Genomic DNA, 12,855 nt, shown 5'->3' with positions numbered 1-12,855 from the left:
TAGCGCATCCCAAGTACCAAAATTACAAGTGCCATCATACGGTCGCCGACATATCCGCCACAATCGAACGCAACTCATCCTCTGAGACACGATACACCTCGTTACAGAAGTGACAGACAGCCTCTGCCCCCTTATCGGTGTGGATCATATCCATCAGCTCGTCCCGACCCAACATGCGCAAAGCCCCCTTCACCCGGTCAGAATTGCACTTGCAGTAAAACCGGATGGTGCGCATCTCCGGCACAATTTTGAGATCCAAATCCCCCAAGCAAATTTGCAGCAGCTCCCGCAACCCGCCCCCCGAGGCCAGCATCGGGCTGAATTCCTCCACTTTGGCCAAGCGGGTTTCCATCTCCGGGATCAGACTGGCGGGCGCTCCCGGCATTACCTGCAGCAAAACACCCCCGGCAGCCCGCACCCGATGAGAATCAAGATTCACACCCAAAAGTACCGCCGAAGGGGTTTGCTCCGACGAGGAGAGATAGTAGGTGATATCATCCCCCACTTCTCCAGACACCAACTCCACTGCGCTGGTGTAGGGCTGGCCATACCCCAGATCCCGCAACACATGCAAGTAGCCGTAGCGCCCGATCGCCTGGCCCACATCCAACTTGCTCTCTGAGGTGAGGGGCAACTCAATCGCCGGATTGCCCACATAACCGCGCACCGTGCCATCCAAACCGGCATCCACCCAAATGTTACCGAGGGGGCCATCCCCCTTCAGTTGCAGATTAATCCGTGCCTGACGTCGTTTCAGGTTGGCCGCCAGCAAGAGTCCTGCACTCATGGCCCGACCCAAGGCCACCGTCGCCACATAAGAAAGCTTGTGCCGCTCCCGTGCCTCTTGGACCGCTTGGGTGGAAACCAACCCCACCACCCGAATTTTGCCTTCTGCCGCCGTAGCTCGGATCAGATGATCCGGAAGAGATTGGGGCGGACCCTCAGCAACCACTTTTGATCCCTTTGATCCAGTTGATCCAGAGGCATCCGTCATCACAACCTCAACGCGCGTCTTGAAGCCAAGTGCCTGGGATCCCCTGGCGACTCACTTCCCTTCTATTTTGAATTGTAACCACTCTCCCGCAGCACTACCGGAGTTAGCGCAGTCAGGAGGGGGCAGGAGTACTCCTTTTCTGGGAGACATCTTAAGAAGTGTGAAGATCTGAGATGGTGAATGGCAGCCATGCCCGAAAATAGCATCCGGGTATGTTCGTCATACTCTTTAAAAAAATCGACTTGAGGATAGATATCCATGAGCGTTGTCACGAAATCGATTGTGAATGCGGACGCGGAAGCCCGCTACCTGAGCCCAGGGGAATTGGATCGGATCAAATCCTTTGTCACCTCCGGTGAGAAGCGGTTGCGCATCGCTCAAGTCTTAACCGAGTCTCGTGAGCGCATTGTCAAGCAAGCTGCCGATCAACTCTTCCAGAAGCGCCCTGATATTGTCTCCCCTGGTGGCAATGCTTACGGCGAAGAGATGACTGCGACTTGCTTGCGGGATATGGACTACTACCTGCGCCTGGTTACCTACGGCATCATCGCTGGTGATGTCACCCCGATCGAAGAGATTGGCTTGGTGGGTGTGCGGGAAATGTACAACTCTTTGGGCACCCCGATCCCGGCGGTGGCTGAGAGCGTGCGTCAAATGAAGCAGGTGGCTAGTGGTCTGTTGTCTCCGGAAGATGCGGCCGAGGCTGGCTATTACTTTGACTTCGTAGTGGGAGCAATGGGCTAATCCCTCATTGTTCTGACTGCACAACTGTTGAATGTTCACTGATTTGGATTTAGGAAGCTCATCATGCAAGACGCGATTACCGCTGTGATCAACAGCTACGACGTCCAAGGCAAGTATCTCGACAACTCTGCCATTGACAAGTTGAAGTCCTTCTTCGCCACGGGCGAGTTGCGGGTGCGGGCGGCTGCTACCATCGCCGCCAATGCCTCCACCATCGTCAAGGATGCGGCTGCTAAGGCGTTGTTGTACTCCGATCTGACCCGTCCCGGTGGCAACATGTACACCACCCGTCGCTATGCTGCTTGCATCCGCGATATGGATTACTACCTGCGCTATGCCACCTATGCCATGCTGGCCGGGGATACCTCTATCCTGGACGAGCGGGTGCTGAATGGGTTGAAGGAAACCTACAACTCTTTGGGCGTGCCCGTGGGTGCCACCATCCAAGCCATCCAAGCCATGAAAGAAGTGACCGCTGCTCTAGTCGGTGCTGATGCTGGCAAAGAGATGGGTGTGTACTTCGACTACATTTCCTCTGGCTTGAGCTAAACGCTAGCGTCGTTGGATCGGTTTGAGTTCCATTGTCCAACGAGCACGACGGGCGATTTGCCGCAGGGATCTGGTGTGCTAATCAGGGTACGCGAGCTTTCTGAGGTGGGTCGCCTGTTTTGCTGGTCGAGATAGCCCATTTCGTTGTAGATCAGGGATCCCATATCATGCGCATGTTTAAGATCACGGCCTGTGTGCCCAGCCAAACCCGGATTCGCACCCAACGGGAGCTGCAAAATACCTTCTTCACAAAGTTGGTGCCCTACGATAGCTGGTTCCGGGAACAGCAACGCATCCAAAAGTCCGGTGGCCGCATCATTAAGGTGGAATTGGCCACAGGTAAGCCTGGCATGGATGTAGGACTGCTGTAGTTCCCCTATCCGTTCGCATTTTCTCCTCAGATACTGGCAATAGCCCTCTCCAGATCCGGTATGTCCAGCTTCAGGGTCTTTCGCCTTGGGGTTGGGGTAGCGGGTCTGCTTGTTTCGTGAGGGTGAGGATCCGACATGTTGCCCCATGGACTGCCCCTCCAGCCTGAGCCGATCATTACTGCCCGTGAGCTGAGCAAGGTTTACCCGGTTGCCATCAAGGATCCCGGAATCATCGGTACTCTACGACATTTCTTTCGCCGCACCTATCGCTACATTCCGGCGGTGCAATCGATGAGCTTTCAGATCCAGCCGGGGGAGGTGGTGGGGTTTCTCGGGCCCAATGGCGCGGGCAAAACAACCACCCTAAAAATGCTGACGGGGTTAATCCATCCTTCCGGGGGAACCCTGCAGGTGGTGGGTCACACGCCCTATCGAAGGGATCCCGCTTTCTTGCAGCAAATTACCCTGGTGATGGGGCAAAAACAGCAGTTGCTCTGGGATCTACCGGCGATGGATTCCTTGCGGATCAATGCTGCGGTTTATGAGATCCCGGAGAAGGACTTTCAAGAGCGGGTGGGGGAGCTGACGCAGCTGCTAAGTCTGGAGGGGAAACTGACGCAACCGATGCGCAAGCTCTCCTTGGGAGAACGGATGAAGGCAGAGTTGCTGGCGGCTCTGTTGCACCGACCGAAGATTTTATTTTTGGATGAGCCGACGCTGGGGTTGGATGTCAATGCACAGGCCAGTGTGCGGCAATTTTTACGGGACTACAACCGGCGCTACGGGGCAACCATCCTGTTAACCAGTCACTACATGGCAGATATCACAGCCTTGTGTGAGCGGGTGTTGGTGATCAACACAGGGCAACTGATTTACGATGGCGGCCTTGAGGAGTTGCTGGAGCGGTTTGCCCCCTATCGGGAAGTCAAGCTGGAGCTGGCCCAAGCCTGTCCACTGGCCCAACTGCAAACCTATGGGGAAGTCCAAGCTGCCCGGGATCCGATGCTGACGGAAGGGTGTGAAGTGCGTCTCTGGGTGGAACGGCAAACCCTGACCCAGACGGTAGCCCGGCTTTTGGCAGAGCTACCGGTGCTGGATCTGACGGTGACGGATCTGCCGATTGAAGAGGTGATTGGACGGGTGTTTCAGGGAGGGATCCTGACGCCGACTGACAGTCCTCAGGATAGGTGAGATCCACCCCAGTGCATGAGCAAAAAGCCCAAACCCTTTCCAGCAGTTGGGCACAAAGTTGATGGGCAGCCTTACCTAGAACAGATCTGACCTCAACCTCAGATTTTCTGGGTGGCAGCCTCCCGTTGTTCAGGGGTAGAGCGGGCTGCGTGCAGGGCAAAGTAGAGCTTATTGAGGGCATTCATGTAAGCTTGGGCGGAGGCGACAATAATGTCGGTATTGGCGGCATGGCCGGAAAAGACCCGTTCCTCGTGGCGCAAGCGAATGGTGACTTCCCCAATCGCGTCGATCCCGGCGGTGACCGACTGAACGGAGAACTCGATCAACTTATTGGGTATATCGACAATGCGGTTGATGGCTTTGTACACGGCATCCACCGGGCCAGTCCCCACCGCTGCATCCATGAGTTCTTGCCCATCCGGGGTAATCAGGCGCACCGTAGCCGTCGGTGCCTGCTTATCTCCGCATACCACCTGCACATGATCAAGGCGGTAGAGTTCTGGCACGGGGCGGGTTTCATCGTTCACGATCGCCTCCAAGTCCAGATCGGAGATTTCTTTTTTCTTATCCGCCAGTTCCTTAAAGCGGATGAAGGCTTTGTTCAGGTCTTGCTCCGAGAGGTGAAAGCCCAACTCTTGTAGACGATTGCGGAAGGCGTTGCGGCCCGAGTGCTTGCCCATGACCAATGTGCTGGACTGTAAGCCAATGGTTTGGGCATCCATAATTTCGTAGGTTTGCCGGTTTTTGAGCATGCCATCCTGATGGATCCCGGACTCGTGGGCAAAGGCATTGGAACCGACGATGGCTTTGTTGGGCTGCACCAACATCCCTGTTAGGTTAGAAACCAAGCGAGAGGTGCGGTAAATCTCTTGAGTTTTGATGTGGGTGAGGGGTTTTTCGGAGTCAACCGGCAAGCCGAAATAGGGGTTGAAGTAGCTGCGGCGCACATGCAAAGCCATCACCAATTCTTCCAGAGCGGTGTTGCCAGCCCGCTCGCCAATGCCATTGATCGTTACCTCTACCTGGCGAACTCCTTGCTTGATGGCCTCTAGGAAGTTGGCGACGGAAACCCCCAAGTCATCATGGCCATGAACAGAAAGCACCGCCTGCTTGATATTGGGTACGTTTTCACGGATCCCTTTGATCAATTGGCCAAACTCCTCCGGCATGACGTAGCCAACCGTGTCCGGGATATTGATCGTTTTGGCTCCGGCCCGAATCGCCGCTTCGATCACCTGGTAGAGATACTCGGGATCCGAGCGGGTGGCATCCATCATGGAAAATTCCACATCGTCCACAAAAGATTTGGCATAGGCCACCATCTCTTCGGCAATCTGCAACACTTCGGCGCGGCTCTTGCGCAGCTGGTATTGCAGGTGAATGTCGGAGGTGGAGATAAAGGTGTGGATGCGGGGTTTGGCAGCGGGTTTGAGGGCCTCGGCAGCTGCTTCAATGTCCGGTTTGAGGGCGCGGGCCAAGCTGCAAATCACGGGGCCATCGGCGGATCCCACCTGTTCGGCCACCTTCTGTACGGCTTCGAAGTCTCCAGGACTGGCGTAGGCAAAGCCCGCTTCGATGATGTCCACTCCCAGTCGGGCCAGTTGCCGGGCAATCGCCAGTTTTTCTTCGGTGTTCAGGGTAGCACCCGGGCACTGCTCACCATCCCGCAGGGTGGTGTCGAAAATCAACACATGATCGAGGGCTTGGCCATCAAAAGAAGAGACCGCAGCAGCATCCATGACCGTAACTGGGGTAACGAAACATCATCCTTCATTGTGACATTGCCGTGTCTCGGCATCCTAGGGTTGCTTCTAACTGGGCCAAATGTGAGTGAGGTTAATCCGGTTTCTGCTTTGGAGGAAGCTGGATCCCGAAGGCTTGAGATAGGAGCTGATGATACTCCTGCTCATCCTTAAGGATGCGTTCCTGCCGTCCCTTGGCGGTGGTCTCGATCCACTTAAAAGAGGCGGAGCCATTGGCACGTGCGGTGAGGGTGATTCGTCCTGTGGGAGTAGCTAGGGTGCAGAGGCGCAAACGGGTAAACATCGATTCCGGCGAAGTTTGGTGAAAGTGGCACATCGGCTCGAACTCCTGCAACTGGCGCGGGATCCGATCCAGCAGAAACAGGGTTTTCCAAGTCTGATCTGCTTGTTCCTGTTGCACCTGCCAGTAGCGAGGAGAGGGTGTGGATGGCCAGGGATCCGCGGCGGCTGCAGCCTTCTGATCCGACCAGGGAACCAGTCGGTAGCGCCCCTGCTGTTGGGTTTGAATCTTGGGATCCCCTAGTCGCAAAGGCTGCCGAAAGGAATCCCCGTAGCCCACATCGGCTAGCCAAGCTTGGCCATCCAGAGTGACTTGCACTGCCAGATGATCAAATTCTGGGCCGAAACTGCCATCCGCCCGACTGACCTGCCCCGACAAAAGCTGCACCGAATATCCCATGCCGGCTAAAGCAGCGGCCAGCAGGCTGTTCAACTCAAAACAAAATCCGCCCCGCCGCTCCCGCACGATTTTTTGAAACAAGGGATCCCGTTCGAGGCGAATTGGACGACCGCAATGAATGTCTAGGTTCTCGAAGGGTACCGTCAGCAGGTGGGCCAGATGGATCTGTTGCAGGGTTTGCAGGGTGGGCTGGGGGGAGCCAGTATAACCAATCCGATCCAGGTAGGCCGCGACTTGGGAAGGAGTGAGAGCATCCATATCACCCTAGAAGCTGCTGAGAACGCTTGTGTTGACCTTAACAGTCCTTCCACTAGCGATGCACCGAGGTGTTGCTTATACAACTGAGTTACGACTAGGTATGGCTATGACGATGGTGTAAGTCAGGAATGTGAGTATGACTGTGGGTCAGAGATCTGTGCTGATGCCAGTGTCTATGATGCACGGAGGCAGGCAGTTCAGGATGAACATGCTCGTGATGTCCGTCGTTATGACGATGCCAATGTTCATGCTCGATTGCTGAATGTTCATGTTCGTGTTGGTGTCGATCCTGAAACAAAAGCCCTGTGGAAATTGCGAATAGACTCATCGAGATCAGTTGTTGAGGGGAAATACTTTCTCCCAGAAACAATGTGGCAAGCCCAATTCCAAAATAAGGAGCAGTAGAGAAGAGAAGTTGGCTGCGTGTAGCTCCCAAGTTTTGGGCAGCAGTAATGTATAAAACAAGGCTAATGCCATAAGAGAAGATACCGATTCCCAGGGCAGATATCACCGTTAATCCACTTGCCTGCCAGGGTTGTAAAACCCACCCAATACTCAGATTGACGAACCCGGCGACCCCGCCTTTCCAAAAGGTGACCTGGCTAGGCCGTAGCCCATCAATCAGTGCCGTTAAATGGTTATCCAGCCCCCAACACAGGCAGGCCATGACAACCCATAGCCCAGCTTGTATGCCAGCAAAACCTTCTCCCCAAGACAGTAAAATTGAGGCGAAGAACATCATCCCAGCTGCTAACCACCCGAACCCTCCAAGCTGATCTCGAAATAGAAAATGACCTAGAATCGCTGTTGTTGCCATCTCTAAAGTTAGCCAAAGAGCCACTGAAGCAGCAGAGGCCAGTTGTAAGCCCAAAAGCAGAAAAACAGGCCCTAAAATTCCCCCACAGAGAATAGCGGCAGCCAGCCGCCAGCCATTTTGTCGATCCACCTGAGATAGAGGGCGATGGGAAGACTCTTTCCAGAGGCTCGGAAGCACCCCAATTGCCGCCCCTGAGTAGAGAATCCCAGCCAACTGAAAAGGAGATAAATCCTCAAGCAGCCACTTACTCACAGGTGTAGCGGCTCCAAAACAAGCTGCAGCGACTAAAACCAAAACAACGGCGTAGCTTCTCACACAATCTCTCCCAAGCAGGGTAGGTGTTGCATAGAGGAAGCTCTCTCTTTGAGTGCCTCCCAAGCTTGTCAGAGGGAAATACCCCGATTGTACATCTTGAGCTTAGGATGGGCTGTAGAGCCTCCATCCCGAGACCCGTTGCTGAGCCGATGAACGAAAAAACTACTGAGGAGCGAGAATTTCCCATCACCCTGAAGCTCTTCGCCATCTATCAGGAGGTGATCGGTCAGGCCGAACTGAGGCTACAGGTTATCCCTGGCACCACTATTGGGCAGGTGTGTGAGCAGCTCATCCAGCGCTACCCGACCTTGGCCCCTTGGCGTTCGCAAACTCGGTTTGGCCTCAACTTAAATTTTGTCCCTGCAGATACCCCCCTATCTGCTGAAGACGAAGTGGTGTTGATCCCGCCAGTCAGTGGGGGTTGAGGAGGAGAGTGCTACGATAGCGGCAAGAAAAAAAGAAGGCGAAACGTTACATGGCAGAATACACCCAGTCGATTTCCTTTTATGGACGGGAAATTGACATCAATATCGGTTTGTTGGCCCCGCAAGCAGGGTGTGGGGTTTGGTTGACCTCGGGCGAAACTTCCATTTTGGTCACGGCTACCCGGCAGCCAGGACGACCTGGCATCGACTTCATGCCGTTGTTGGTGGACTACGAAGAGCGTCTCTACGCCGCCGGGCGGATCCCGGGCGGGTATTTGCGGCGGGAAGGTCGCCCACCGGAACGGGCTACTCTGATCTCTCGGCTAATAGACCGTCCCATTCGTCCTTTGTTCCCGGAATGGCTGCGGGATGATGTGCAGGTGGTGGCCACTACTCTATCGGTGGATGACAATGTGCCACCGGATGTGTTGTGCATTTTGGGGGCTTCTCTGGCAATCCGGGGAGCAAGGATCCCCTTCAATGGTCCTGTTGCCGCTGTGCGGGTGGGGCTGTTTAAAGATGAATTTATTATTAACCCCACCTACGCCGAAATCGAAGCTGGGGATCTGGATTTGGTGGTGGCAGGCTGTGCCGATGGCGTGATCATGGTGGAAGCCGGGGCCAACCAACTGCCGGAAAAAGACGTGATCGAGGCGATTGAATTTGGGTTTGAAGCGATTCAAGAACTGCTGAAGGCGCAAAACCAAGTCTTCCAAGATCTGAAGATAGAACCCGTAGAATTGCCGCCTCCTCCAGAAAATGAAGCCCTGGTGGCTTTTGTTAAGGAGCAGGCTCAAGAGGCAATCCAGTCGATTTTGAAGCAATTCCTGGACAAAACCAGCCGCGATCAACGATTGGATGAGATTAAAGCCAAGCTGGAAGCCCAGATCCAAGCCCAACCGGAAACGGATCCCTTGCGGCTCTATCTTCTGGAAAATCCGAAGGAGCTGGATGTCCAGTTCAAAGCCCTGACCAAAAAGTTGATGCGGCAGCAGATCATCCAGGAGGGGGTGCGGGTGGATGGCCGCAAGCTGGATGAAATTCGCCCGATTTCCTGCCGAGTCGGGTTGATTCCAAGAGTGCATGGTAGTGCCCTGTTTAACCGGGGTCTGACGCAAGTGCTCTCCATTACCACCCTCGGTACCCCTGGTGATGCCCAAGAGCTGGACGATCTCCACCCCAGCGACGAAAAACGGTACATGCACCACTACAACTTCCCAGCCTTCTCAGTGGGGGAAACACGGCCTTCCCGCTCTCCGGGTCGGCGCGAAATTGGCCATGGTGCGTTGGCAGAGCGGGCTTTGGTACCTGTGATTCCTGATAAAGACAAGTTTGCCTACGTGGTGCGGGTGGTGTCAGAGGTGCTTTCCTCCAATGGCTCCACCTCGATGGGATCCGTCTGTGGCTCTACCCTTTCTCTGATGGATGCTGGGGTACCAATCAAAGCGCCGGTCAGTGGTGTGGCGATGGGCCTGATTAAAGAAGGGGATGAAGTGCGCATCCTCACTGATATTCAGGGCATTGAGGACTTCCTCGGCGATATGGACTTCAAGGTGGCCGGTACCCAAGCGGGGATTACTGCCCTGCAGATGGATATGAAAATTACCGGCATTACGGTCGATATTGTCGAGCAGGCAATTCAGCAGGCCAAAGCTGGACGGGAGTTTATCCTCAGCAAAATGATGGAGGCGATTTCTGCGCCCCGACCCCAGTTGGCCAGCACTGCTCCTCGTCTGCTCACGTTTAAGGTGGATCCCGAAGATATCGGCAAGATCATCGGCCCCGGTGGCAAGATGGTACGTAGCATCACCGAAGCGACAGGGGCGAAAGTAGACATCAGTGATGATGGCACGGTCACAGTTTCTTCGGCAGTGGGCGGTCAAGCAGAAGCAGCCCGGGCGATGATCGAGAACCTGGTGCGACGCGTGCAGGAGGGGCAAGTGTACTTGGGTAAGGTAACCCGCATCATTCCCATCGGCGCCTTTGTGGAGTTTTTGCCCGGTAAAGAAGGCATGATCCACATCTCGCAACTGGCAGACTATCGGGTGGGTAAGGTGGAAGATGAGCTGGCTGTGGAAGATGAGGTGGTGGTGAAGGTGCGCAGCATCGATCACAAGGGCCGCATCAATCTCACCCGTCTCGGTATCAGTCCTGAAGAAGCGGCTCAGGTGCGCAACAATCACCATTAAGGCTGCGCTTCCGCCCCGCCAAGTTGGAGGTCAGGGATCCCCTCGGCCACCGACGTGAGGGGCCAAGATGGCAAAAGAGACCCTGTCCGACTCAATGCCAGACCCTGTGAGTCACTCCTTTGCTACTCAAGACCCTGTTCCTGAGACTCCCCTTTCCTCAAGAGAAACCCAGCGGAGACTGGGTTGGGCTTTGGCTTGGGGCTTAGGTTGGGCGACCTTGCTTAATCTTTCGGCGCAGCACCCGTTGTTGGTGCGCATGGAGAGTGATGTCCAACAGTGGTTGTACGGTTGGCGAGGCCCACAGGAGCCCTCTGCGGATGTGGTGATCGTGGGTATTGATGGCCGCATTCAAGGGGAAGGTACGGATGGGAGCCAAAACATCGACTTTCTCTTGGAGCGGGCCAACTATGCTGGCTTGACCCTGCGCCTACTGGAGGAAGCCGAGGCCAGAGTGGTGGTTCTGAACCTGCCCAGTAGCTTTGTGGTGCCACAAAACCTGGGTAACGAAAACTTGGATGCGCCGCTGCGGCAAGTGGTGCAGCGCTATCCGGATCGGTTGGTCTTGGCCACCCGTAGCAGTGAGAGTTTTCGCCGTGCCGAGATCAGCATCTACAACCATTTCTTGCCCTTCTCCTCGTTGCGGCTGGAGTACCTCGTGCCGCCGGAACATGTCCAGGGGGTAGTGCAATATCAGGTGGATGGGGCCGGGATCCTACGCAAAGCCCAGCTGCGGGGGGTGTATCTGCGCCGAGATAGCCAAGAAGAGCAGATGTTTGCCTCGGTCGAGAGCCTCGCTTTTGCCAAATATGACCCCGAGGGGGCTAGCCGCTGGTTTCGAGAGCGGGGGTTGGGTCCGGTGCAATTCAACCCGCTGGGAGCCAACCACAGCATCCCGATCATCCCCATCGAACAGGTTTGTCCGCCGGTGATCCTCCAAGCGGGATCCGGATCGGCCTCACAAATTGTCAACCCCAGCCAAGCCTGCCTCAGCCAAGAGGGGATCCCTCCCCTCGATGCAGAAATTGCGGCCCAGCTGCGTGACAAGGTGGTGTTGGTGGGTTTTGTGGGGGGCTATCCCGAAACCTTTCCGGTCCGAACCGCGGATGGATCCCTGATTGCCGCAGTAGAACTGCAAGCGCAAATCCTCTCCAGCCTGCTCACGGGTGAAGTGTATCGCTCGGTGCCTGCGGGTTTGGCGGCCTTTGTGGTGCTGCTGATGGGAGGGGGTACGGGCTTGCTCCTGATGCTTTATCGCCCCCATTTGCGGCTGGGTCGTCAAGACTGGAAACGACAGCGATTTCTTCTGTGGCCTGTACTGGGGCTATTGGTTTACGAAGGTTGGGCTGTAGCGCAGTTTTTGCTGTGGCGCTGGATTTGGCCGCTGGCTCTTCCGGCTCTGGCCAGTGGGTTGACGGGGGTGAGCTTGTTGTTGACTTTGATCATTTTGCAGAACCAGGAGCGGCTACTGGCTCAACAGCAGGAATTGGATCGCCTGCGCCGCGCCGAACAAGAAGCCGCCATTGATCAAGCCCGCAAATTGCTCTACCGAGTCGCCACCGATATTCACGATCGGGAGCTTCAAGAACTGAAGGTGGTCATGGATGATTTGGAGAGTTTGCAATGGCAACAACAGCAGGGAAAAGTCCTCAGTCCTGCCGTTTACGATCACCTGCTGGAACAACTGGAAGGGATCGGACGTGGCATTCGAGATCAGCTCAATGATGTGCGAACCTTAGCTACCAAGTTGCACATTTCCCCCAGTTTGCGGGAAGGGTTGCATCGGGGCATCGAGACTTACTTGGATGAACTGGTGCAAAGCGGCGGTCTGACTCTCTCGGTAGAACGGCAACTGCAGCCCCTGAATGAACCCAATACCAGCGAGTGGTTTGACCAGCGGGAAGATATCCTGCGGTTTTTGCGGGAGGCCATCGGCAATGTGATCGCCCATGTGCAGCCGCCCAAAGGGGATGCCTCGTTTGTGAGCGTGTCATTGACCCAAACCGATCATCACTGCTGCTTGGCGGTGGTCAACGATGGTGCAGAATATGCCCCCAGCCCCAGTGGCGGTTATGGCAGCAAAGCCATGAACACCATCGCCCGCTATCTGCCCAAGGGATCCTGGCACCGTACCCATACCCCAGAAGGCTACACCCACGTTGAGCTGCACTGGGAAATGCCCAGCCTCTGAACGGACATTGTACCCAGTGCCAATGACCAACATCTGACCAATCCGACCAAAAAGCCCCAGTTTTTGACCAGGGCGAACTTACAGAGAATGCTATTGCTCAGGATTTCGTTAGATCAGAGAAGCCGGAACTTCCACTGCGCTAGATCCTTACGAAAAGCAGCGTAAAGCCCCCGGTTTCCAACCGGGGGATATAAGCGCACAGGCTGAATTTATTCAGCAACAGAAATAGTACATACAATAGTCTGCATGAAACGGGTCACCACCACACTCAAGCTCAAGTTTCTTGACCTCAATGCGGTCAAAGCAGAGATGTTTAACCAGACGGTTTGTGCGACAACCGAACTGGCAAACGAACTGCTCCGCATCAGTCCG

At 55.2% G+C, this 12,855-nt stretch carries 11 protein-coding genes; 7 read left to right on the top strand and 4 right to left on the bottom strand.

Translation table 11 applies throughout. The features are described 5' to 3' along the window. Positions 1–34: 34 nt before the first annotated feature. Complete coding sequence (hslO, locus tag JX360_RS08475) at positions 35–994, bottom strand: Hsp33 family molecular chaperone HslO (protein ID WP_244350222.1); 960 nt, start codon at positions 992–994, stop codon at positions 35–37. A 258-nt stretch (positions 995–1,252) separates the two neighbouring features. Between hslO and apcA the strand changes: the two genes are divergently transcribed. The 4 genes from apcA (at position 1,253) to JX360_RS08455 (ending at position 3,849) form a co-directional block, all read left to right on the top strand. Continuing rightward, positions 1,253–1,738, top strand: coding sequence for a globin family protein (apcA, locus tag JX360_RS08470; protein WP_244350221.1), 486 nt, complete (start codon positions 1,253–1,255; stop codon positions 1,736–1,738). A gap of 63 nt (positions 1,739–1,801) precedes the next feature. Next, positions 1,802–2,287: an allophycocyanin subunit beta gene (apcB, locus tag JX360_RS08465; protein WP_235278781.1), complete on the top strand. Its 486-nt coding sequence runs from the start codon at positions 1,802–1,804 to the stop codon at positions 2,285–2,287. 167 nt (positions 2,288–2,454) lie between these two features. After that, a complete protein-coding gene (locus JX360_RS08460) occupies positions 2,455–2,658 on the top strand; it encodes a phycobilisome linker polypeptide (protein ID WP_244350220.1) in 204 nt (67 codons plus the stop codon). A gap of 135 nt (positions 2,659–2,793) precedes the next feature. Further along, positions 2,794–3,849: an ABC transporter ATP-binding protein gene (locus JX360_RS08455; protein ID WP_244350219.1), complete on the top strand. Its 1,056-nt coding sequence runs from the start codon at positions 2,794–2,796 to the stop codon at positions 3,847–3,849. A 98-nt stretch (positions 3,850–3,947) separates the two neighbouring features. Here JX360_RS08455 and JX360_RS08450 read toward each other — a convergent pair whose 3' ends face one another. The 3 genes from JX360_RS08450 to JX360_RS08440 form a co-directional block, all read right to left on the bottom strand. After that, positions 3,948–5,588, bottom strand: coding sequence for a 2-isopropylmalate synthase (locus JX360_RS08450; RefSeq protein WP_244350218.1), 1,641 nt, complete (start codon positions 5,586–5,588; stop codon positions 3,948–3,950). A gap of 97 nt (positions 5,589–5,685) precedes the next feature. Beyond that, complete coding sequence (locus tag JX360_RS08445) at positions 5,686–6,549, bottom strand: arylamine N-acetyltransferase family protein (RefSeq protein ID WP_244350217.1); 864 nt, start codon at positions 6,547–6,549, stop codon at positions 5,686–5,688. A gap of 94 nt (positions 6,550–6,643) precedes the next feature. Then, the gene (locus tag JX360_RS08440) at positions 6,644–7,744 is read right to left on the bottom strand and encodes a DMT family transporter (protein ID WP_244350216.1); all 1,101 of its coding nucleotides are present in this window, start codon (positions 7,742–7,744) and stop codon (positions 6,644–6,646) included. An 86-nt stretch (positions 7,745–7,830) separates the two neighbouring features. Here JX360_RS08440 and JX360_RS08435 point away from each other — a divergent pair, with 86 nt between their 5' ends. The 3 genes from JX360_RS08435 (at position 7,831) to JX360_RS08425 (ending at position 12,483) form a co-directional block, all read left to right on the top strand. Continuing rightward, entirely contained in the window at positions 7,831–8,106 is a 276-nt protein-coding gene (locus JX360_RS08435; RefSeq protein WP_244350215.1) for a MoaD/ThiS family protein, read from the top strand. A gap of 50 nt (positions 8,107–8,156) precedes the next feature. Further along, positions 8,157–10,295 carry a polyribonucleotide nucleotidyltransferase gene (locus JX360_RS08430; protein ID WP_244350214.1) on the top strand — a complete coding sequence of 713 codons (2,139 nt, stop codon included), beginning with the start codon at positions 8,157–8,159 and terminating at the stop codon, positions 10,293–10,295. A 67-nt stretch (positions 10,296–10,362) separates the two neighbouring features. Next, a complete protein-coding gene (locus JX360_RS08425) occupies positions 10,363–12,483 on the top strand; it encodes a CHASE2 domain-containing protein (protein WP_244350213.1) in 2,121 nt (706 codons plus the stop codon). Positions 12,484–12,855 lie beyond the last annotated feature (372 nt).

Origin of the sequence: Thermostichus vulcanus str. 'Rupite' (assembly GCF_022848905.1) — a bacterium.
Lineage (GTDB): Bacteria > Cyanobacteriota > Cyanobacteriia > Thermostichales > Thermostichaceae > Thermostichus > Thermostichus vulcanus_A.
The sequence above is the reverse complement of the archived record's forward strand: the minus strand, read 5'-3'. Positions and strand labels throughout refer to the sequence as shown.

What these genes read in the sequence shown, in the direction of transcription:
- hslO (WP_244350222.1), bottom strand. Translation starts at nt 994, where the DNA reads ATGACGGATGCCTCTGGATCAACTGGATCAAAGGGATCAAAAGTGGTT.
- apcA (WP_244350221.1), top strand. Translation starts at nt 1,253, where the DNA reads ATGAGCGTTGTCACGAAATCGATTGTGAATGCGGACGCGGAAGCCCGC.
- apcB (WP_235278781.1), top strand. Translation starts at nt 1,802, where the DNA reads ATGCAAGACGCGATTACCGCTGTGATCAACAGCTACGACGTCCAAGGC.
- JX360_RS08460 (WP_244350220.1), top strand. Translation starts at nt 2,455, where the DNA reads ATGCGCATGTTTAAGATCACGGCCTGTGTGCCCAGCCAAACCCGGATT.
- JX360_RS08455 (WP_244350219.1), top strand. Translation starts at nt 2,794, where the DNA reads ATGTTGCCCCATGGACTGCCCCTCCAGCCTGAGCCGATCATTACTGCC.
- JX360_RS08450 (WP_244350218.1), bottom strand. Translation starts at nt 5,588, where the DNA reads ATGGATGCTGCTGCGGTCTCTTCTTTTGATGGCCAAGCCCTCGATCAT.
- JX360_RS08445 (WP_244350217.1), bottom strand. Translation starts at nt 6,549, where the DNA reads ATGGATGCTCTCACTCCTTCCCAAGTCGCGGCCTACCTGGATCGGATT.
- JX360_RS08435 (WP_244350215.1), top strand. Translation starts at nt 7,831, where the DNA reads ATGAACGAAAAAACTACTGAGGAGCGAGAATTTCCCATCACCCTGAAG.
- JX360_RS08430 (WP_244350214.1), top strand. Translation starts at nt 8,157, where the DNA reads ATGGCAGAATACACCCAGTCGATTTCCTTTTATGGACGGGAAATTGAC.
- JX360_RS08425 (WP_244350213.1), top strand. Translation starts at nt 10,363, where the DNA reads ATGGCAAAAGAGACCCTGTCCGACTCAATGCCAGACCCTGTGAGTCAC.